The organism is Amycolatopsis rhabdoformis (genome assembly GCF_035918295.1).
In the GTDB taxonomy this organism is placed as follows: domain Bacteria; phylum Actinomycetota; class Actinomycetes; order Mycobacteriales; family Pseudonocardiaceae; genus Amycolatopsis; species Amycolatopsis rhabdoformis.
Genome location: NZ_CP142149.1, coordinates 988,704 through 1,010,268 on the forward strand (window position 1 = coordinate 988,704; position 21,565 = coordinate 1,010,268).

At 72.1% G+C, this 21,565-nt stretch carries 17 protein-coding genes; 9 read left to right on the plus strand and 8 right to left on the minus strand.

The window, feature by feature from the left end; all coding sequences use genetic code 11:
- Window positions 1-137: 137 nt before the first annotated feature.
- From VSH64_RS04580 to VSH64_RS04605, 6 genes are all read left to right on the plus strand, one after another.
- Window positions 138-1,733, plus strand: coding sequence for an FMN-binding glutamate synthase family protein (locus VSH64_RS04580; RefSeq protein ID WP_326834191.1), 1,596 nt, complete (start codon window positions 138-140; stop codon window positions 1,731-1,733).
- Between the two features lie 377 nt (window positions 1,734-2,110).
- Complete coding sequence (locus VSH64_RS04585; protein ID WP_326834192.1) at window positions 2,111-3,373, plus strand: PP2C family protein-serine/threonine phosphatase; 1,263 nt, start codon at window positions 2,111-2,113, stop codon at window positions 3,371-3,373.
- Entirely contained in the window at window positions 3,370-4,956 is a 1,587-nt protein-coding gene (locus VSH64_RS04590) for a sensor histidine kinase (RefSeq protein ID WP_326834193.1), read from the plus strand. The genes VSH64_RS04585 and VSH64_RS04590 overlap by 4 nt, the downstream gene beginning before the upstream one ends.
- Window positions 4,953-5,390, plus strand: coding sequence for a response regulator (locus VSH64_RS04595; RefSeq protein ID WP_326834194.1), 438 nt, complete (start codon window positions 4,953-4,955; stop codon window positions 5,388-5,390). Before VSH64_RS04590 ends, VSH64_RS04595 begins: the two co-directional genes overlap by 4 nt.
- Before the next feature lie 47 nt (window positions 5,391-5,437).
- The gene (locus VSH64_RS04600; protein ID WP_326834195.1) at window positions 5,438-5,818 is read left to right on the plus strand and encodes an STAS domain-containing protein; all 381 of its coding nucleotides are present in this window, start codon (window positions 5,438-5,440) and stop codon (window positions 5,816-5,818) included.
- 2 nt (window positions 5,819-5,820) lie between these two features.
- Entirely contained in the window at window positions 5,821-6,285 is a 465-nt protein-coding gene (locus VSH64_RS04605; RefSeq protein ID WP_326834196.1) for an ATP-binding protein, read from the plus strand.
- A 19-nt stretch (window positions 6,286-6,304) separates the two neighbouring features.
- On the opposite strand, the gene VSH64_RS04610 is transcribed toward VSH64_RS04605, so the two are convergent.
- A complete protein-coding gene (locus tag VSH64_RS04610; RefSeq protein WP_326834197.1) occupies window positions 6,305-7,951 on the minus strand; it encodes an AMP-binding protein in 1,647 nt (548 codons plus the stop codon).
- 99 nt (window positions 7,952-8,050) lie between these two features.
- Here VSH64_RS04610 and VSH64_RS04615 point away from each other — a divergent pair, with 99 nt between their 5' ends.
- Entirely contained in the window at window positions 8,051-9,022 is a 972-nt protein-coding gene (locus tag VSH64_RS04615; RefSeq protein WP_326834198.1) for an AraC family transcriptional regulator, read from the plus strand.
- A gap of 18 nt (window positions 9,023-9,040) precedes the next feature.
- Here the strand turns inward: VSH64_RS04615 and VSH64_RS04620 are convergent, their stop codons facing one another.
- From VSH64_RS04620 to VSH64_RS04650, 7 genes are read right to left on the minus strand one after another with little or no spacing between them, the layout of a single operon-like run.
- Window positions 9,041-10,024, minus strand: a complete 984-nt coding sequence (locus tag VSH64_RS04620) for a cyclase family protein (RefSeq protein ID WP_326834199.1) — start codon at window positions 10,022-10,024, stop codon at window positions 9,041-9,043.
- Entirely contained in the window at window positions 10,021-11,259 is a 1,239-nt protein-coding gene (locus tag VSH64_RS04625; protein ID WP_326834200.1) for an MFS transporter, read from the minus strand. The genes VSH64_RS04620 and VSH64_RS04625 overlap by 4 nt, the downstream gene beginning before the upstream one ends.
- Before the next feature lie 44 nt (window positions 11,260-11,303).
- A complete protein-coding gene (locus tag VSH64_RS04630; RefSeq protein ID WP_326834201.1) occupies window positions 11,304-13,397 on the minus strand; it encodes an acetate--CoA ligase family protein in 2,094 nt (697 codons plus the stop codon).
- 22 nt (window positions 13,398-13,419) lie between these two features.
- Window positions 13,420-15,063, minus strand: a complete 1,644-nt coding sequence (locus VSH64_RS04635) for an L-lactate permease (protein ID WP_326834202.1) — start codon at window positions 15,061-15,063, stop codon at window positions 13,420-13,422.
- 35 nt (window positions 15,064-15,098) lie between these two features.
- Window positions 15,099-15,881 carry an enoyl-CoA hydratase/isomerase family protein gene (locus tag VSH64_RS04640; RefSeq protein ID WP_326834203.1) on the minus strand — a complete coding sequence of 261 codons (783 nt, stop codon included), beginning with the start codon at window positions 15,879-15,881 and terminating at the stop codon, window positions 15,099-15,101.
- A 1-nt stretch (window position 15,882) separates the two neighbouring features.
- On the minus strand, window positions 15,883-17,100 hold the full coding sequence (locus VSH64_RS04645) for an acyl-CoA dehydrogenase family protein (protein WP_326834204.1): 1,218 nt from the start codon (window positions 17,098-17,100) through the stop codon (window positions 15,883-15,885).
- 16 nt (window positions 17,101-17,116) lie between these two features.
- On the minus strand, window positions 17,117-18,148 hold the full coding sequence (locus VSH64_RS04650) for a phosphotransferase family protein (RefSeq protein ID WP_326834205.1): 1,032 nt from the start codon (window positions 18,146-18,148) through the stop codon (window positions 17,117-17,119).
- Window positions 18,149-18,304: 156 nt separating this feature from the next.
- Between VSH64_RS04650 and VSH64_RS04655 the strand changes: the two genes are divergently transcribed.
- Both VSH64_RS04655 and VSH64_RS04660 read left to right on the plus strand, forming a co-directional pair.
- Window positions 18,305-19,927: an IclR family transcriptional regulator gene (locus VSH64_RS04655; protein WP_326834206.1), complete on the plus strand. Its 1,623-nt coding sequence runs from the start codon at window positions 18,305-18,307 to the stop codon at window positions 19,925-19,927.
- Between the two features lie 119 nt (window positions 19,928-20,046).
- On the plus strand, window positions 20,047-21,525 hold the full coding sequence (locus tag VSH64_RS04660; RefSeq protein WP_326834207.1) for an aldehyde dehydrogenase family protein: 1,479 nt from the start codon (window positions 20,047-20,049) through the stop codon (window positions 21,523-21,525).
- Window positions 21,526-21,565 lie beyond the last annotated feature (40 nt).

Consider the following 21,565-nt stretch of genomic DNA (forward strand, 5'->3'; position numbering starts at 1 on the left):
CCCCACGTCGGCCGTGTCCGGTTCCGGTAGACGTTCGGGCACAAAACAGGACACCTTCGCCCCTTCCCGACCCGTACCGGGGGTCGGAAAGGGAGCCCGGACCTGCGCAAAGGCGGTGCGGCGGTTAGGTTCTCCCGGTGCGTGCATCGAGTGTGGTCAGGGTCGGCGCGGTGGCACTGCTCGTGGTGGTCGCCGCCGGAGCGGTGGTGCTCGCCGCGGCCGACGCGTGGTGGTGGTTCCTCGCCGGGCCGTTGCTGGTGCCGGCCGTGGTCGGCGTGTACGACCTGCTGCAGCGCAAGCATTCGGTGCTGCGCAACTACCCCGTGCTCGGGCACGCGCGGTTCCTGCTCGAAGCCATCCGGCCCGAGCTGCAGCAGTACTTCATCGAACGCAACTTCGACGGCCGCCCGTACGACCGCAGCGTGCGCAGCATCGTCTACCAACGCGCGAAGGGCACCGACGCGGAGGAGCCGTTCGGCACCGAGCGTGACGTGTACGCCGACGGCTACGAGTTCCTCGTGCCCTCGATGGCGCCGGTGAAGCAGGCGGAAACGCCGCCGCGCGTGCGGATCGGCGGGCCGGACTGCAAGAAGCCCTACGACATGGCGCTGCTCAACGTGTCGGCGATGAGCTTCGGCAGCCTGTCCTCCAACGCGATCCTCGCGCTCAACAAGGGCGCGGCGCTCGGCGGATTCGCGCACGACACCGGCGAAGGCGGCCTGTCGGAGTACCACCTGCAGGGCGGGGGAGACCTGGTCTGGGAGGTCGGCACCGGTTACTTCGGCTGCCGCACCTCCGACGGCGACTTCGACCCGGCCGTGTTCGCCGACAAAGCGCAGCACGACAACGTGAAGTGCGTGTCGTTGAAGCTTTCCCAGGGTGCGAAGCCCGGCATCGGCGGGGTGCTGCCCGGTTCGAAGGTCAACGCCGAGATCGCGCGGGTGCGTGAGGTGCCGATCGGCAAGACGGTGATTTCCCCGCCGTACCACCGTGTTTTCTCCACGCCGCGCGAGCTGGTGCAGTTCGTCGCGCGCATGCGGGAGCTCTCGGGCGGCAAACCGGCCGGCTTCAAGCTGTGCGTCGGATCGCGCCAGCAGGTGCTGGCCGTGTGCAAGGCGATGGCCGAGGAGGACGTGACCCCGGACTTCATCATCGTCGACGGTTCGGAAGGCGGCACCGGCGCCGCGCCGCTGGAGTTCGCCGACCACCTCGGCACGCCGCTCACCGAAGGGCTCATCACCGTCCACAACGCACTCGTCGGCACCGGCCTGCGCGAGAAGATCCGGCTGGGCGCGAGCGGCAAGGTCGCCACCGGCGCCGATCTGGTGAAGCGCCTGGTGCAGGGCGCGGACTACACCAACGCGGCGCGGGCGATGATGTTCGCGATCGGCTGCATCCAGTCGCAGCGCTGCCACACGAACAAGTGCCCGGTCGGCGTCGCCACGCAGGACCCGCGGCGCGGGCGCGCGCTGGACGTCGGCGACAAGTCGCAGCGCGTGCAGCGCTACCAGCACTCGACCGTGGCCGGCGCCCTGCAGATCATGGCCGCGATGGGCGTGTCCGACCCGGCCGACCTCTCGCCGCACCAGCTGCGCCGACGCCTCGACCCGCAGGTGGTGCGGTCCTACGCCGAGCTCTACGACTGGCTCGAGCCGGGCCAGCTGCTCGCCGAACCGCCCGAGGAGTGGGCCGTCGACTGGAAGGCGGCGGACCCCGACCGGTTCACCGTGTAGCGCGACGCCCGGCATGTCCGGCGTAGTCCGGACGCCGTCCTCGGGCTAGGGTGAGCCCAGGTTGAGAAGACAGCCTTCGAGCCCCGGTGTGGATTCGTCCTCGCCTGGGCTCTCCTTCGTGTCGCTCGACCCCGTGGACGGTGTCGGGAGGCGGCACGTTTCCGGAAAGGCTGGTCGTTCTGTCGAACAGAGGTTTGTCGGACGCAGGGGTGTCCGGCACGGGCCTGTCGGGCGTGGGAGCGCCGGGCACGGGGGTGCCGGGTAGCAGGTCGCCGGGATCGGGTTCGCCGGGAACCGCCTCGGCAGCCACCGGTTCGTCAAGGGCCGATCCCTCAAGCTCCGGCTCGTCAGGTGCCGATGAGCGCGAGGCGCCCACTGTGCGGCCCCGCACCGACCCGTCGGCGCCGGGCTCGCGGCTGCGGGTGCTGCTGATCGAGGACGACGACGGCGACGCCCTGCTCGTCGAGGAGATGCTGGCCGACGCCGCGGTGCCGGCCACGCTCGCCCGCGCGAGCACCCTCGCCGAAGCGCTCGCCGGCCCGGTCGTGGCCGACTGCATCCTGCTCGACCTCCAGCTGCCCGACGCCATGGGCCTCACCGGCCTCACCCGGCTGCGCCGGCACGCGCCGACCGTGGCCGTGGTGGTGCTCACCGGCCAGAACGACGCTGCCACGGGCGTCGCCGCGGTCGCCGCCGGCGCGCAGGACTACCTCGGCAAGAACCAGGTCGACGGGCCGCTGCTCGGCAAGGCCCTGCGTTACGCCTGGGAGCGCAAGCGCACCGAGCAGGTGGAGCAGCAGCTGTTGCAGCAGCAGCTCCTGGCGAGTGAGAACTCGCGCCTCGAACGCGGCCTGCTGCCCACCCCGCTGCTGGCCGACCAGCGCCTGAAACTCGCGTCGAAGTACCGCCCGGGCCGCAACGGCTCGTTGCTCGGCGGCGATTTCTACGACGCCGTGGAGCTCACCGACGGAACCGTGCACCTGGTGATCGGCGACGTCTGCGGCCACGGCCCCGACGAGGCCGCCCTCGGCGTGGCGCTGCGCATCGCCTGGCGCGCGCTCGTGCTGGCCGGCCTGCCGATGGCCGACGTGCTCGCGACGGTGGAGCGCGTGCTCGTGCACGAGCGGATCCGGCCGTTGTTCGCGACGCTGTGCGCGGTGGTCGTCGCGCCGGACCGCCGGTCGTTGCGGATGAGCCTCGCCGGCCACCCGCCACCGCTGCTGATCGGCCGCGACGGCACCGGCCGGCTGCTGTCCGGCGAGAAGCTGGGGGTGCCGCTCGGCGTGGTCCCCGACGCGAGCTGGGACCCGCTCGACGTGGCGCTCGAACCCGGCTGGTCGCTCGTGCTCTACACCGACGGGATCTTCGAAGGCCGCGTCGGGCGCGGATCCGAGCGCCTGGGCCACGAGGAGATGGCGCAGCTGCTCGTGGAGCTGCTGCGCGAGGCCGGGCCGGAGCTCGATCACGGCGCAGCGCTTGACCATGGTGCGGTGCCTGGCCACGATGCGGTGCTCGATCACGGTGCGGTGCTCGACCGGCTCATCACCCGCGTCGAAGAGCTCAACGCCGGCCCGCTCGACGACGACGTCGCCCTCACCATGCTCACGCACCTGCCCGAGCGGGACGGGGCCGCGCGATGATCCGCTACCCCCGGGCTCAGCCGCACTGGCCGATCCGCCGCTGGGTGTCCGTGGTGGGGCTCGTCGAGGCCGTGCTGCTGCTCGCGGCGGTCGCCGGCGGTGTCCTCGCCGTGGGCAACCTCAACGACGCGCGCACCCGCCTGCTCGACCAGAGCGGCCCCGAACTGCTGCAGGCCAACGCGCTGTCGCAGGCACTGCTCAACCAGGAGACCGGCATCCGCGGGTTCCTGCTCACCGGGCAGCGCGAGTTCCTCGACCCGTACCTGGCGGGCCGCACCCAGCAGGACGCCGCCGTGACCGAGCTGCGCCGCCTCGGCGCGCTGCCCGGCACCCAGGCCGGCGACGACCTGGAGGCCGTGGTGCGCGCGGCCCGGGACTGGCAGACCGCGGTCACCGCGTCGGCGTCCCCCGGCGGACCGCCGCCCGCCGTCGGCGCGGCCGATGCGGGCAAGACGCTGTTCGACCGGGTCCGGTCCACGCTCGACACGCTCTCGGCGCACCTGTCGGCCGCGCGCGACACCGGCCGCGCCGACCTCAACGGCGCCGCCACTCAGCTCACGGTGCTGCTGCTGGTGATCGCCGCGCTCGTGGTGCTCCTCCTGGTGCTGCTGTGGGTCTGGCTGCGCCGCGTGATCACGGTGCCGATCATGCGGCTGGCCGACGAGGTCCGCGCGGTGTCCGCCGACGACCTCCACCGGCCCGTGCGCGGCGGCGGGCCGCGGGAGCTCGTGGAGCTGGGTGCCGACGTGGACGCGATGCGCCTGCGGATCGTCGGCGAGGTCAGCGAGCTGGAGCGCGCGCACGCGCTGCTCGACACCCGCACGCAGGAACTCGAACGGTCCAATTCGGACCTCGAGCAGTTCGCTTACGTGGCCTCGCACGACCTCCAGGAGCCGCTGCGCAAGGTGGCGAGCTTCTGCCAGCTGCTCGAACGCCGCTACAAGGGCCAGCTCGACGAACGCGGCGAGCAGTACATCGCGTTCGCCGTCGACGGCGCGAAGCGCATGCAGGCCCTGATCAACGACCTGCTCTCGTTCTCCCGCGTCGGCCGCCGCGCCGGCGAGATGACCGTGGTGGACACCGGGAAGCTGCTCGACGACGCGCTCGGCAACCTCGAGCCCGTGATCGAGGAGACCGGCGCCCGCGTCGACCGCGGTGCGCTGCCCGAGGTGCGCGGTGAAGGGCCGCTGCTCACCGCGGTGCTGCAGAACCTGGTCAACAACGCGTTGAAGTTCCACGGGGAAGACCCGCCCGTGGTCAGCGTGACGGCCGAGCGGCAGGACGACGACTGGCTGTTTTCCGTGTCCGACAACGGGATCGGCATCGAAGAGCAGTACGCCGAGCGGATCTTCGTGATCTTCCAACGGCTGCACAGCAAATCGGCCTACGGCGGCACTGGGATCGGGCTCGCGATGTGCCGCAAGATCGTGGAGTTCCACGGCGGCCGCATCTGGCTCGACACCGACGTGACCCAAGGCAGCCGCTTCCGCTTCACCCTGCCCGCGCTCCAGCCGGCGCCCGAGCCGCCGGCCGAGCACACCGAGCCCCTGATCGAGACCCGAACCGGGAACGAGGACGCATGAGCGACACCATGGCCCCCATCGACATCCTGCTCGTCGAGGACGACCCGGGCGACGTGCTGATGACGCAGGAAGCCTTCGAGCACCACAAGATCCGCAACGCGCTCTACGTGGTGGCCGACGGCGTGGAGGCCCTGCAGTTCCTGCGCCGCGAGGACCGGTACGCCGACGCGCCGCGCCCGGGCCTGATCCTGCTGGACCTCAACCTGCCCCGCAAGGACGGCCGCGAGGTGCTCGCCGAGGTGAAGGCGACGCCGGAGCTGCGCAGCATCCCGGTGGTCGTGCTCACCACGTCGGAGGCGGAGGAGGACATCCTGCGCAGCTACGACCTGCACGCCAACGCCTACGTGACCAAGCCGGTGGACTTCGACCGGTTCGTGGAGGTCGTGCGCCAGATCGACGACTTCTTCGTCACCGTCGTGAAGCTCCCGCGCTGAGCGCCGGCAGTGGCGCGCGCGGCGGTGATCCTGCACGATGGGGAATCGTGACGTCTACTCCCCGGGATGTGCCCGAGACCGGTGATCTCCTGGTCACCGCGCGCTGGCGCGAGCGGGCCGTCGTGGTGACCGTGGCGGGCGAGATCGACCTCGTCACGGCGCCGGAGCTCGACGAGATCGTGACCGGGGTGGTCGACGAGCGCCCCGAGGTGCTCGTGGTCGACCTGCGCGACGTCACGTTCCTCAGCTCGGCCGGGCTCCAGGTCCTGGCCGCCGCGCACCAGCGGCTGGGGGAGCGCAGGCTCCGGGTGGTCAGCACGTCGCACATCACCACGCGGCCGCTCACCAGCACCGGCCTCGACACCTGGATCGGCCTGTTCGCCACCGTCGACGAGGCGCTCGCCGGCGCTTCGGGTCCGGAGGTGTGAGGATGGCCGTACCCGAGGACACCGAACCCGGGGGGACCGAGCTGCACCCCGAGCCGATCGGCACCCCGCTGAGCTGCCGCGACGTGGTGGCCGAGCCGGGGGCCCTGCGCGCGCTGCGCCACCGGCTCACGGCGTGGGTGCGGGCCGCGGGCATTCCCGAGGACCGCGGGCAGGACATCGTGCTCGCCAGCTACGAAGCACTCGCCAACGTGGCCGATCACGCCTACGGCGGCGACGGCCGCGGTCTCGTCGACCTCGACGCCGTGGTGCTGCCGGACCGCGTGGAAGTGGTGATCACCGACCACGGGCACTGGCGCGCGCCGATCGACGACCCCAACCCCGTTTCCTTGCGCGGCCGCGGCCTCCTGCTGCTGCGCGCGAGCGCCGACCACGCCGACATCACCGGTGGCGTGGACGGCACCGTGGTCACCCTCGGCTGGAACCTGAGCCCGGCCCGGTCGTACTGACCGGGCCCGCGGGCCGGTCTCAGGGGTTCGCGGGCTGCGGTTCGGAGGCCGGTTCGGCGGCTTGCCCGGCCGCGCGGCGGCGGAGGAGGAACCGTTGCAGCTTGCCACTCGGGTTGCGCGGCAGATCGGTCACGAACTCCACCCGCCGCGGGTACTTGTACGGCGCCGCAACGGATTTCGCGAAGTCCTGCAGTTCCTTCACCTTCGGCTGGCCGGCTTCGGCGCCTTCGCGCAGCACCACGTAGGCCGCGACGACCGAGCCGCGCGCCTCGTCCGGCGCGGCGACCACCGCGCACTCGAGCACGTCGGGGTGGCTCATCAGCACTTCCTCGACCTCGGGGCCCGCGATGTTGTAGCCCGAGGACACGATCATGTCGTCGCTGCGGGCGCGGTAGTGGAAGTAGCCGTCGGAGTCGCGCACGTACGTGTCGCCGGTGAGGTTCCAGCCGTCCTCCACGAACACGGCCTGACGGTCGTCGGCGAGGTAGCGGCAGCCGGTGGGGCCCTGCACGGCGAGGCGGCCGGGGGTGCCGTCGGGCACCGGCCGGCCCTCGTCGTCCACGATCCGCGCGCGGTAGCCGGGCACGGCGCGGCCGGTGGCGCCCGGACGGGTCTCGTCGTCGGCGGCGGAGATGAACACGTGGAGCATCTCCGTGCTGCCGATGCCGTCGATCAGCCAGCGGCCGGTGGCTTCGTGGAAGTCGGTGGCCACGGTCTCGGGCAGCGCCTCGCCTGCCGAAACCGCACGCCGCAGCGCCGAGAGCGAGGCTCTTCGGTCGGACGCGAGGATCGCGCGGTAGGCCGTGGGCGCGGTGAACAGCACGGTGACGCCGTGGGCTGTGGCGAGATCGGCGAGCTCGAGCGGCGTGGCGCGCTCGATCAGCAGCGTCGCGGCGCCGGCGTGCAGCGGGAACACGAGCAGCCCGCCGAGGCCGAACGTGAAGGCCAGCGGCGGAGTGCCGGTGAACAAGTCCTCCGGCTCGGGTTTCACGACGTGGCGCGAGAACGTGTCCGCGATGGCGATGAGGTCGCGGTGGAAGTGCATGGTGGCCTTGGGTCGCCCGGTGGTGCCGGAGGTGAAGGCGAGGATCGCCACGTCGTCGGCGGCCGTCTCGACGTCGGCGAACGTCGGCGGCTGGGTGGCGCTGCGGGCCGCGAGGTCGTCGGGGGAGTCGCCGCCGAAGGCGAGCAGTGGCAGGTCGAAGGGCAGCAGGTCCTCGGTGTAGCGGTGGTCGGCCAGCGCGAGCACCGGCGAGGACGCGTCCACGATCTTCGTGAGCTCGTGCGTGCGCAGCATCGGCATCGTGGTCACGGCGACCGCGCCGGCCTTGAGCACCCCGAGCCAGCACGCGGCCAGCCACGGCGTGTTCGGCCCGCGCAGCAGCACGCGGTTGCCCGGCACCACACCGAGGCTCACCAGAGTGCCCGCGATCCGGTTCGCGCGCGCGAGCAGTTCGCCGTAGGACCAGTTGCTCGTGGGCGAGAGCACCGCGGGCCGGTCGGGGCCCCACTTCGCCACGGCGCCGTCGAGCAGGCGGGTTGCGGCGTTGAGCCGATCGGGGTAGTGCAGTTCGGGAAGGTCGAAGAACAGGTGCGGCCACTGGTCGAAGGGAGGCAAGTTGTCCCGGCAGAACGTATCCACGTGGGCACTCGGCGTGAGCTGCACGGCTGACCTCATTTCCCGTGGCGGCCGTCAGGAGAACGCCACTGTAATACAATTTACGACCGTCAGGAAGACGCTAGAACGGCCGAAGGGGGCCGAGCCGTGGCCGCAGTCGTGAAACCCGAGGTCGACACGCGCGATCCGGACGAGGCGCGGTCGCGGCTGAGCGACGTCTACTGCCCGCACCGGCTCGACCTCGTCGGCGGTGGCCGCGGGTTCGTGTGTCGGCAGAGCTCACGCGGCTTCGCCAAGGTGCGGCTGTTCGACCTCGTGTACGGCGGGCCCGAGGTGCGTGTGGACCCGGTGCCGTTCGACGATTTCGTGCTCGTGACCCGGCCGCTGAAGGGCCGCTTCGCCGTGCGCTCGGCCGCCGAGGGCCTGGTCGGCGCCGGCTCGGGTGCGCTGGTGATGGACGCCTACGGCTCGTATCAGCTGCGGTGGTACGACAGCGCCGAGGTGCTCAACACCGTGCTCGACCGCGACGGCCTCGAACGGATCGCCGCCGAGCTGCGCGGCTGGGACGAGCCGCGCCCGGTGCGCTTCGCCCTCGGCGGCCCCGCGTCGGCCCCCGCCGCGCGCCGCTGGGACACCGCGACCCGGCTGCTGCTGGAGGAAACCCGTTCGGACGACGGCTTGGCCGCCAGCCCGCTCCTCGCCGCCCAGCTCTTCCGCCTCGCCGCGACCGCGCTGCTCGAGGCGTATCCGAGCACCTTCGGCGCGCCGGACCCCGAACCCTCGGGCCCGGCCTCACCGGCCGCCGTGCGCCGCGCCGAGGCCTTCGTCGAGCTCAACGCCGGCGACGACATCGGCCTCCTCGACATCGCCGCGGCCGCGCGCCTGAGCGTGCGCGGTCTGCAGGCCGCGTTCAGCCGCGCGGGCCGGCCGTCGCCGGCGGCGTACCTCCGCGAGACGCGGCTGCGGCGGGCGCACGCGGAGCTGCGCGAGCGGACTCCGGAGGAGACGACGGTGGCGGCTGTCGCGACCCGCTGGGGCTTCGGCAACGCCGGGCGGTTCAGCGCCGAGCACCGCCGGTTGTTCGGGTGCGGGCCCGGCGAGACGTTGCGGGGGAGCTGACCCGCGACCAGGGGTGGGTCAGCAGAGGGCGACCGCGTTGGCCGGTGAACCGACGCCGCCGACGAGGTTCAGCGGCTTCACCACCACGAGGAAGGTGTAGCCGCCGACCTCGGCGGCCGTGGCGGAGAGCGTGTCGAGTTTCCACTGCTCGCCGATCGGCAGGCCGAGCAGGCCGATCAGGTCCTGGTGCACCATGCCGGGCTCGTGCGGCCCGCCGAACCGCGGGTCCGGCGGGGGAGGCATCGCCTCCAGTGCGAAGGTGTCGGAGGCGAGCAGCGCCAGGCGGTGGTCCCAGATCCACGCGATCAGCTCGCGCGACTGCGCCAGCCCCGTGCAGCGGCGGGTCTTCGCGACCGCCGCGCGGCCGGCGTCGTCCAAAGAGGACAGGTACCACTCGGCCCAGCCCGTGCGCAGCAGGAGGAGATCTCCTTCCTGCAGTGTCACTCCCTGGTGCGCAAGCGTTTGCTCCACGAGGTCCAGCGGCAGCGGCTCACCGCCGGCGTGGTCGATCGGCGACCCGTGGGCCTCCCGGAACCGCGCGAGGTCCACGAGCACCCCGCGTCCGACGATCGGCTCCTCGGCCCACCGCTGCACACCCAGCGCCGGCGTGCCCGCGGCGACGGCGGAATCGGGCACGCCACCGTAGAAGCCGGCTTCGTGGTGGCGGCGGTGGCGCAGACCGTCCACATGGGAGCTCGCCTGCAGCCACAGGTGGTCCACGTAGTCGTCGCGCTGGTCGGCGTGCGAGGAGGTGATCGTCTGCTCCGGCGGGGTCCGCCAGACCACCGACGGGTCGAACGCGTCGAGCGGGTAGTCGAGGTTGACCACCGTGCCGCGGCGCACCAGGCCGGCGGCGGCCGCCACCTGCGCCGCCTGGGCGAAGTTCGCCATGCCGCGCTCGGGCGAGCGCTCGAACAAGCCCCAGCTGGAGCCGGCCGGGGCGTCGGTCCGGGCGCGCAGTTGCTCGTAGTCCGGCACGTGGTTCTCCTTCCGCGCGGTCACGCGAGCTCCCGGCCGCGGGTTTCGGGCAGGAACACCAGCGCGATCAGGAACAGACCGTAGGCGCTGGCGGCGAAGACGGAGATCCCGGTCCCGAGGCCGTAGCTGCCGGCGAGCGCGCCGACCACGGCCGGAGCCAGCGCGGCGACGCCGCGGCCCACGTTGTAGCAGAAGCCCTGGCCGGCGCCGCGCATCTCGCCGGGGAACAGCTCCGCGAGGAACGGGCCGAACCCGCTGATGATCCCGGATCCGAAGAACCCCAGCGGGAACCCGACGTAGATCACCAGGCCGGCCGGGATGTGCGCGTAGGCGTAGAGCACCACGGTCACCGCGCTGAGGACCCCGAACACGGCGAACGTGGGCTTGCGGCCGAACCGGTCGTTGGCGAAGCCCGCGGCCACGTAGCCGAGGAACGAACCCGCGATCACGAACACGAGGTAGCCCGCCGCCCCGACCGCGCTCAGGCCGCGGCTTTCGGACAGGTAGGTCGGCAGCCACGTGAAGATCGCGTAGTACCCGCTCTGCATGCCGATCGACAGCAGCGTCGCGAGGATCGTGTACTTCAGGATCTTGCGCTTGAAGATGAGGCCGAGGCTGATCGGCGCCTTCGCCTTGCGCGTGCGGTGCGCTTCCAGCCACACCGGGGATTCGGGCACCTTGCGCAGGATGTAGATCACGAACACGGCCGGGATCAGCCCGATCCAGAACATCATGCGCCAGCCGACGTCACCGAAGTTCGGCAGGATCAGCACCGACGCGATCACCGCGAGCGCCCAGCCGAAGGACCACGCGCCCTGGATGAACCCGGCGACGGCACCCCGTTTCTTCGCGGGGATGACCTCCGAGATCAGCACCGCGCCGACGGCCCACTCACCGCCGAACCCCAGGCCCTCCACCGCCCGGTACACGAGCAGCTCGGGATAGCTGCTCGCGATTCCGGACAGGGCCGTGAACAGCGAGTAGAGGAAGATCGCCGCGGCCAGGATGCGCACGCGCCCGAACCGGTCGGACAGCGTGCCGGCGACGATCCCGCCGAACGCGGAGAACAGCAGCGTGACCGTGCCGATGAGGCCGGCCTGTTCGTGGTTGAGCCCGAACGCGATGCTCACGGCGCCGATGGCCAGCGTGTAGAGCATGTAGTCGAACCCGTCGAGGCCCCAGCCGGCGAACGTGGCCCAGAAGACCCGGCGTTGCGGACGGTCGAGGGTGAGCGGGGGAACCTTGGTGAGGACGGACATCGTTGACCAATCCATTCAGGAAGGTGCGGTTCGAGGGTGCGGGGTCAGTCGGTGAAGCGCAGCACCAGGTCTGCCGCGCCGACGCCGTGCGGGTGGGCGATGAGCGGGTTGATCTCGAGCTCGGCGAGCCGCTCGCCGAGCCCGGCGGCGTAGCGCGACAGCGTCGACACCGCACGGGCCACGGCGGCCACGTCGACGCCTGGTTTGCCGCGGTAGCCCCGCAACAGCGGTGCGCCGCGCAGCCGGGTGAGCAGGTCCGCCGCGTCGGCTTCCGAGAGCGGGGCCAGTGCGGTGACCACGTCCTGGTAGACCTCGGCCGTCACACCGCCGAAGCCGACGGTCACCACCGGCGGGTAGCCGTCGGCCGCGCCTTCCACGCCGACGAGCAGCTCGATCCCCGGTGGCAGCAGACGCTGCACGAGGATTCCGTCGAGCACGGCGTCGGGGCGGGCCGCGCGCACGGCGTCGAGCATTTCGCGGTACGCGCTCGCCGCGTCGACGACCCCGACCCGCACTCCGTCCACTTCGGACTTGTGCGTGATGGCCGGCGACTGCGCCTTGAGCACCACCGGGCCGCCGAGCCGGCTCGCGATCTCAGCCGCGTCTTCAGCGCTCGTGACGAGTTCGCCGTCCGGTCGCGGTACGCCCAGCGCGTCGAGCAGCGGCGCGCCCGCGGCCTCGGTGACCACGCCGGTGCGTTCGAAAACGTCGGTCAACGGCTCGGGCCGCACCGGCGCCGACGCCGTCGCGGACCGGTACAGCCGGGCCAGCACGTGGGCCTTGCGGCCGATCGAGTCGTGCAGCGGCACGTGGTGCTCCCGCAGGATCTTCACGGCCTCGGTGATCTGGTTGCCGTCGGCGAGCCACACCACGCCCAGCGGTTTGGCCGAGCTCTCGGCCGCCGCCACGAGCTGGCGGGCCACCCGGGCCGCGCGGGCACCGGTCACGTTCGTCATGATCATCAGCAGGACGTCGGTGCCCGGGTCGTCGAGGATCGTGCGGCAGACGTGGAACACCGAGTCGTCGTCCTGCGCGAACAGCTGCGCGGTCACGTCCACCGGGTTGCTCGTGGAGCCGTACGCCGGGATGAACTTCGCGATCTCCCGGCGCGTGTCCGCGGCCAGCTCACCGGTGCGCAGGCCGGCCTCGTCGAGCCAGTCGGCCGCGATCCCGCCGGCGCCGCCGGAGCTCGTCACGACCGTGACGTTCGGGCCGAGCACGGGTTTGCGCGCGGCCAGCTCCACCACGGCGTCCAGCAGCTGGTCGACGTCGGTCACGCCGATCACGCCGTGTTCGGCCGACACCAGCTCGAACGCCGTGTCCGGCCCGATCATGGCGCCGGTGTGCGAAGCGGCCGCGCGCCGCCCGGCCGCGGACCGGCCCGAGCGCAGCACCACGAGATCCTTGCCGAGTTCCCGCGCCCGCGCGGTGAGCCGCCGCCACTGCGCCCCCGGCGGGATCGCCTCCAGGTACATCGCGACGACGCTGATCTCGTCCTCTTCGAGGAACCCGGCGGCGAGGTCGGCCACGCCGAGGTCGGCCTGGTTGCCGCTGCTCGCCCACGCCGTGAGCCCGATGCCGCGCTCCCGGGCGAGCCCGAGGAACGAGCCGCCGATGGCGCCGCTCTGCCCGGCGTAGGCGATGCCGCTCGACTCGCCGAGCCCGGCCTGCGCGGCCTCGCTGAAGGTCGCGACGAGGCCGGCGGGCCGGTAGATCAGCCCCTGGCAGTTGGGCCCGAGCAGGCGCACGCCGCCGGCCTGCGCGGCTTCGGCCATCCGCCGCTGCACGTCGAGCCCTTCGGCACCGAGCTCACCGAAGCCCGACGAGAACACCACGGCCGTGCCCACGCCGGCGCGCACGCAGTCGTCGATCGCACCCGGTACCGCGGCCGCCGGCACCAGGATCAGCGCGAGGTCCACCGGGCCCGGCGCGGCGTCGAGCGAGGGGTAACACGGCAGGCCGTCGAGCTCGCCGTACTTGGCGTTCACGGGCAGGATGCGGCCCTGGTAACCGAAGTCCCGCAGGTTCGCCAGCGCCTGGGCGGCGAGGCTTCCCGGCCGCGCCGACGCGCCGACGATCGCGACCGAGCGGGGATGCAGCAGGCGACGCGCCCAGTGGTCGCCGGAGTCAACGGGCATCGAAGGGGTCCTTTCGGGCCGGTCAGGGGACCAGCCAGCCGAGCACGGGGGTGGATTGCAGGTACACGAGCACGGACAGCACCACGACCATCACGACCGTCCAGCCGATCGTGCGGCGGACGAGCACCCCTTCCTTGCCACCGAGGCCGACGGCGACCGCGGCGATCGCGAGGTTCTGCAGCGACACCGCCTTGCCGACCACGCCGCCGCTGCTGTTGGCCGAGGTGAGCAGCACGTCGGACAGGCCGGCGTGGTGGGCGGTGGTGTACTGCAGCAGACCGAACAGCGTGTTGCTGGACGTGTCGGACCCGGTCAGCACGGTGCCGATCCAGCCGATCACCGGCGACACCAACGGGAACGCGGCGCCGGCACCGGCGAGCCACACACCGAGCGTGGTGGTCTGGCCCGACAGGTTCATCACGTAGCTCAGCGCGATCACGCAGCACACGGTGAAGATCGCCCAGCGCAGCTGCCAGAGGTTGGCCAGCCACACGCGGGCCGCGCGCCCGGGCCCGACGCCGAGGATCGGCAGGCTCAGCAGCCCGGCGATGAGCACGAGCGAGCCCGGCGCGCCGACCCAGGCGAAGCTGATCTTCGAGATGGTGAGCGGCTTTCCTTCGGAGCTGAGCACGTCGGCTCCCGGCCAGTGGACCTTGGTGGTGAGCGAGGCGATGAGGTCCTTCACCCCGGGCAGGTTCGCGATGATCACCACGGCGACGATCAAGAGGTACGGCGCGAGCGCGGCCAGGACGGGCGGTTCCTTCTCGTCCACAGTGGACTCTCCAGCGGGTGGCACGGGGGAGTCCCCGCCGCCCGCGGTGACCAGCGAGCGCTGCTGGACGGCGGCCGTGGTGGCGACCCGGCTCGCCCGCGCGACGAGCACCGTGACGACGCCGGACACCACCGCGGCGACCGTGTCGACGAGCGCCGGGGTGAGGAACACCGAGGTGGCGCACTGCACCGCGGCGAACGACAGCCCGGCCGCGAGCGCCACGCCCCAGCGCTGCTTGAGCCCGGTTTTGCCGTCGACCACGAACACGAGCACCAGCGGGATGAACAACGCCAGCAGCGGGGTCTGGCGGCCGATCATCACGGCCAGGTCGTGCACCGGCAGGCCGGTCTGCGTGCCCAGCACGTCGATGGGCTGGCCGAGCGCGCCGAACGCGACCGGTGAGGTGTCGGCGATCAGGCACGCCGCGGCGGCCTTGATCGGTGAAACGCCGAGCGCCATCAGGATCACGGCGCAGATCGCCACCGGCGCGCCACCGCCGGCCAGGCCTTCGAGCGCGGCGCCGAAGCAGAAGGCGACCAGGATCGCCTGCACCCGGCGGTCGTCGCTCACCCGCGTGAACGCGGTGCGCAGCGCCGCGGAATGCCCGCGCAGCTCGGTGACCTTGTGCAGCCAGATCGCGTTGATCGCGACCCAGAGGATCGGGAAGATGCCGTAGACGATGCCTTCCGCGGCACCGGAAAACCCGACCGAAGCCGGGAGCCGGAACGCCACGATGCCCACGACCAGGGCCGCCACCAGGGAGACCGGTGCGGCGATGCGGGCCGGCGTCTTGAACACGCCGAGCAGCACGATCAGGAGCAGGAGGGGAATCGCCGCCAGCAAGGCGGACAGGGTCAGCGAACCGCCGACCGGGACGAGGAGCTGTGTGAACAACGTTGTTCTCCAGTGGGGGACCGGGGCCGGCGGGTTCAGCGGCCTTCGAAGACCGGGGTTCTCTTCTCCCGGAAGGCGCTCAGGGCCTCCGCGGAGTCGCGAGTGGACTGGATCACGGCCTGGTGCGAGGAAATGAGGTCGAGCGCGGTCCGCAGGTCCGTGCGGCTGCTCTGGTGGGTCGCGCGCTTGATGGTGCGCAGGGCGAGCGGGGGTCCGGCGGCGAGCTTGGCCGCGAACTCCGCTGTCCGTCGGGCGAACTCGGCGTCGGGGTAGACGTGGTTGACCAGGCCGATGCGTTCGGCTTCCTCGGCGCCGACCCAGTCGCCGGTCCACAGCAGCTCCAGCGCGCGGGACATCCCGACCAGGCGCGGCAGCAGGTAGCAGCCGCCGTCGCCAGGCACGAGCCCCACCCGCACGTAGCCTTCGGAGAACCGGGCCGACGCCGACGCCAAGCGAATGTCGGCCATCAGCGAGAAGTCCATGCCCGCGCCCACCGCGACACCGTCGACCGCGGCGATCACCGGCTTGTCGAAGTCTTCGAGCGCGTAGGCCACGCGGTGCACACGGTCGGTGAGCAGCGTCTTGTCCTTGAGCGGCGTGCGGGTCTCGTCGTCGAACACGCCGAGGTCCACGCCCGAGCAGAACGCGCCGCCGGCGCCGGTGACCACCAGCACGCGGATCGTGTCGTCGGTGCGCGCGTCTTCGATGATCCGCACCCACTGCTCGAGCATGGCGAGCGTGAACGCGTTCTTGCGCTCGGGCCGGTTCAGCAGGATGGTGCCGACGCCGCCGGCGACCTCGAACTCCAGGTCCGCCACGTCAGTTTCCCTTCTGCTGGTAGCGCTTGAGCTCCTGGCGCGCGACGGTGCGCACGTGCACCTCGTCCGGGCCGTCGACGATGCGCAGCGTGCGCGCGCGGCTCCAGATCTCGGCCAGTGGCAGGTCGTCGGTCACGCCGGCGCCGCCGTGGATCTGGATCGACCGGTCGAGCACGGACAGGGCGGCGCGCGGCGCGACCACCTTGATGGCGGCGATGTCCGAGCGCGCGTTGCGCACGCCGACCTCGTCGATCAGCCACGCGGTGCGCAGCACCAGCAGCCGCGCCTGGTCGATCTCCATGCGCGACTCGGCGATCTGCTGACGCACCACCCCCTGGTCGGCCAGCGGGCCGCCGAACGCGGTGCGCGACAGCGCTCGCTTGCAGGCGAGCTCCAGGGCGCGTTCGGCCATGCCGACCGCACGCATGCAGTGGTGGATCCGGCCCGGTCCGAGCCGGGCCTGCGCCACGGCGAAGCCGCCGCCCTGCTCGCCGAGCAGGTTGCTCACCGGCACCCGCACGTCGGTGTAGCTGATCTCGCAATGTCCCTGCTGGTCCCGGAACCCGAACACCGGCAGCGCGCGTTCGACCTTCACCCCCGGTGTGTCGATCGGCACGAGCACCATCGAGTGCTGCCGGTGCTTCGGCGCGTCGGGGTCGCTCTTGCCGAGCACGATCAGCAGCTTGCACCGCGGGTCGGCGGCGCCGGTGGTGAACCACTTGCGTCCGTTGATCACGTACTCGTCGCCGTCGCGGTCGATCGTGGTGGCGATGTTGGTGGCGTCGGAGGAGGCCACGTCGGGCTCGGTCATCGAGAAGCCGGAGCGGATCGTGCCGTCCAGCAACGGGTTCAGCCAGCGCTCGCGCTGCTCGTCGGTGGCGAACAGGTGCAGCAGCTCCATGTTGCCGCTGTCGGGCGAAAGGCAGTTCATGGCCGCGGGCGCGATGAACGGCGAGCGGCCGGTCTCCTCCGCGAGCACGGCGTAGTCCACATTGGTCAGGTGGGACTCGTCGGGCAGGAACAGGTTCCACAGCCCGCGTTCGCGCGCGGCGGCGATCAGCTCGTCCAGTACCGGCGGCACGTCGTGGGTGCGGCCCGCGGCGATCAGTTCGTCGCGCTGGCGCGCGTACACGGGTTCGGCGGGGTAGACCAGCTCGGCCATGAAGGCGCGGACCTGGGCCAGGCGTTCGGTCGCCTGCGGGGAAAGCGAGAAGTCCATCGAGGTGCTCCGGGGTTCAGCGGGCGGGGGCCAGTGACTGCAGCGCTTCGGTCAGCTGCCAGTCGACCTGGGCGTCGAGGGCGGCCAGGTCGAGTTCCTTGTCGCCCATCGCACCGGCGACGAAGCGCGCGCGGGTGGTGGTGTTGATGCACGACAGGCGCCAGTAGGAGAAGGCGACGTAATAGGGCAGGTCCGCCATGTCCAGCGGCGAGCGGGCGGCGTAGGCCTCGACGAGGTCGGCGTGGCCCGGGAAGCCACCGGCGAGCGTGGCGGGCGGGGAGATCCACCGGCCGGGGTTGTCCGGCAGGGCCCACCACACGAGCAGCCAGCCGAGGTCGGCGAGCGGGTCGCCGACGGAGGCGAGCTCCCAGTCGAGCACCGCGGCCACGTCTCCGCTCGGCGTGAGCAGTACGTTTTCCGCCTTGAAGTCGCCGTGCAGCAGCGCGGTGCCCTGCGGTTCGGGCACTTTCGCCGCGAGCCGGGCGGCGACCTCCCGCAGCGGGCTGGTCGCGGGCAGGTCGAGCGTGTCGAACTGGCGCTGCCAGCGGCGCAGCTGGCGCTCGACGTACCCGCGGTCGCGGCGCAGGTCGTCGAGGCCGATGCCGGTCACGTCGAGCGCGTGCAGCTGGGCGAGGACCTCGGGCAGCCGCCGGCCGATCGTCCGCTTGACCTCGGGGGAGAGCGCGGCGGCGGTGGCCGGGCTCAGCGTCTGGCCCGGCACGAAGTCCATGAGGAAAAACGGCGCGCCGAGCACGCCCGGGTCGGTGCACTCCGCCGCCGGCTTCGGCACCGGCAGCGCGGTGGTGGCCAGCGCCGAGAGGATGCGCGCCTCGCGGCCCACGTCGTGGGCGCCGGACTCCAGCGCGCCCAGCGGCGGCCGGCGCAGCACGTACTGGGCGCCGGTGGCGTCGCGCACCGAGTACGTGAGGTTCGACCGGCCGGCGGAGATCGTCGCCACCGCGAGCGGTGGTTCGAGCGCGCTGCCCTGGCCGGCCAGCCACCTCGTGAGCGCCGGTATGTCGACGCCCGGCGGCCCCTGAATCGGCACCTGCGACCTCCTGACCACTGAGGGAGATAAAATCGGGACAGCGTCCCGAACTTGTGGAGGATCCTGGACCCGGCGGGCGCGAGTTGTCAAGGCGTCGGCCGGTGGCTTTCGAGGGGCGCGCCGGCGGCTGGTTACAGTGGCCGCGGAGGGAGACAGGTGAGCGGACAGGGTGTGAGCGGGCCGGACGTGGCCGGGTCGGTGGTCGCTGCTGCGGAGCCGCGGTTCCGCGCGCTCGGCATGACCGGGCGGGTGTTCGCGGTGCTCGAAGCCGTGATCGAGCGCCAGGACGGCGACACGGGGGTGCGCGAGCTCGCGGCGCACCTCGACGTGAGCCGCAGCGCCGTGCACCGGATCCTGCAGACGCTGGGCGACCTGCGGGTGGTGCGCGGACAGCCGAGCGGCCGCTACGACCCCGGGCCGCGGCTGCTGGCGTGGGCGAAGTTCCTCGGCGAGCGCAATGTCTTGCTCACGCGCGGCCACGACGAGCTGGTGGCGTTGGAACGCGAAGCGGGCGAGACGGCGATGCTGCTGACCTACTCCGCGGGCGACGAGGTGGCCAGTGTGGTGAGCTCGGTCGAGTGCGGCAAACCCGTGCGCTACACCGTGCGCATCGGCTCGAAGTCACCGCTGTACGCCGGCTCGGCCGGAAAGGCCATCCTGGCGAACCTGCCCGACGAGTTCCTGACCACTTTGGACCGGCCGACGCTCACCGGCGCCACGATCGGCGACGTCGACGAGCTGCGGGCCGAGCTCGAGCACGTGCGGGAGCAAGGCTTCGCGACGAGCGTCGCCGAGCGCATCCCCGAAGCCGCCGGCGCCGCGGCCGCCTACTTCCGTGACGGCGAACCGGCGGGCGCGGTGAACATCACCGTGCCGCGCCACCGTTTGTCCGATGTGGACGGACTGCGTCGGCTCGGTGTGCTCGTGCAGGGCGCGGCCGACCGGATCACGGCGGCGCTGGCCGTACCGGCCCAGGTGCCGCGTGTGCCGGCGGCCGGGACTGGGGAAACTCCGGGGGTGTCGGCCGAACGGCGGTCCATCGTGCGCGTGGCCGCGGCGCTCGACGCGCTCGCCCGCTCGGCGGCCGACGGCCTGTCCGTCGACGACCTCACCGCCGGCATCTCCAGCGGCCGCGCCACCGCGGCCCGGTTGCTCGCGGCCCTGGCCGAACTCGGCCTCGCCCGGCCGATCGGCGGCGACCGCTACGAAGCCGGCGCCGAACTGCTCGTGTGGGCCGCTCGCCTCGGCCGCGGCACCGGCATCGGCCCGGTCGCGGCCGACGTGCTCGCCGACCTGGTGCGCGACGTCGGCGAAAGCGCCTATCTGGCCCGCTACGACCCGGTGGCCGAGGGTGTGGTGTTCGAAGCCGGGCGCACCAGCGACAAACCCATCCAGTACGTGATCCCGCTCGGCTCCACCGCGCCGCTGCACGCCGGCGCGGCCGGCAAGGCCGTGCTCGCCTGGCGCGGCCCGGAATCCTTGGCAGCACAGGACTTCGAGCGCTTCTCGCCGACCACGATGGTCGAGCGCACCACACTGGAAGCGGATCTGGCGCTCATCCGCGAGCGCGGCTACGCCGTGAGCACCGGGGAGCGGATTCCGGAAGCCTCCGGCATCGCCGCGCCGTTCTTCTCCGACGGCGAGGTCGCCGGCGCGCTCACGATCACCATCCCGCACTACCGCTTCGACCCGGCACGCACCCCGGACTACGCGGCGCGCGCCGTGGCCGCGGCCGCGGAGCTCACGCGGCTGCTGAGCGCGGGCACGCTCTTCGCCTGAGCCCGTCCGGCCGGTTCGCGCACGGCAGGGGACAGTGAGCGCACCTCGCGTTGACTCCCGTCGGCGATTCCGAATACTCCGCAGGAGAGGTAATCCACGTCACTCGGAGGAGGTCACCCGTGACCGTCGAATCGCTCGAACCGGCGCTCGCTTCGCACTACGAACCCCTGATCGACGGGGAGTTCCGGTCGTTCTCCGCCGAGACCTTCCCGGCCGTGGATGCCGCGACCGGGGCGCAGCTCGCGACGATCACCCGCGGCGGTGCGGCCGACGTCGACGCGGCGGTGGCGGCCGCGCGCGCGGCGTTCCCGAAGTGGGCGGCCACGCGGCCCGAGGAGCGCTCGCTGCTGCTGCACCGTCTCGCCGACTGGATCGAGGCCAACGCCGAGCGCCTGGCCGCCATCGACACGATGGACATCGGCCGCACCATCTTCGAAACCCCGCTCGACCACCGCATCGCCGTGGGGCAGTACCGGTTCTTCGCCTCGGCGGCCGTGACGCACGACGGCTGGAACCACCCCGTCACCGGTGGTTGGGCCATCGCGAAGCGCGAGCCGATCGGCGTCGTCGGCCAGATCATCCCGTGGAACGTGCCGGCGATCATGACGGCGTTCAAGCTCGCCCCGGCGCTCGCGGCCGGCAACACCGTGGTGCTCAAGCCCGACGAGAACGCGTCACTGTCCACTTTGGAACTGTGCGCCAAGCTGGCCGAGCTTTTCCCGCCCGGTGTGGTGAACGTGGTGCCGGGCTTCGGCGACGAGGCCGGCGCGGCGCTCACCGCACACCCGGACGTGGACAAGCTCGCCTTCACCGGCTCCGCGGAGGTCGGCCGGCTCGTGGCCCACGCCGGCGCCGAACGGCTCGTGCCGGTTTCGCTGGAACTCGGCGGCAAGAGCCCGAACATCGTGTTCCCCGACATCGAGGACCTCGACCGCGTCATCGACAATGCCACCTTCGCGGCCACCTACTGCAACGGCCAGTCCTGCCTCGCCGGCACCCGCCTGTTCGTGCACGACGACCTCTACGACGACTTCCTCGGCAAGCTGCGTGCCAGCTTCGAGGGCGTGCGCGTGGGCGCCCCGCTCGACCCCGCCACGCGCCTCGGCTGCCTGGTGTCGGAGAAGCAGGGCCGGCGCGTGCTGGACTACATCGCCTCCGGCCGCGCCGACTCGTCGCTGGTGACCGGCGGCGGCCGCGCCGCGGTGGCCGGCAGCGAACACGGCTGGTTCATCGAGCCGACCGTGTTCGAGACGGAGAACTCCAGCCGCATCGCGCAGGAGGAGATCTTCGGCCCGGTGCTGTCGGTCATCCGCTGGAAGGACTACGACGCCCTGATCGACCAGGCCAACGACGTCGAATACGGCCTCGCCGCGGGCGTCTACACCACCAACCTGAAGAACGCGATGCGCACGGCCGACCGGCTGCACGCCGGCTCGGTGTGGGTGAACCAGTACTTCAACCTCGTGGACGGGTCGCCGTTCGGCGGGTACAAGGGCAGCGGCCTGGGTCGGGAGTACTGCAAGGAAACGCTGGACATGTACACGCAGCTGAAGTCGATCGTGCTGGCGGAGGAACTGCCGCCGCCGCTGTTCGGCTGAGGCCGGCTTCCGGTGTGCTGAAGGGTGCCTCGAGGTATCC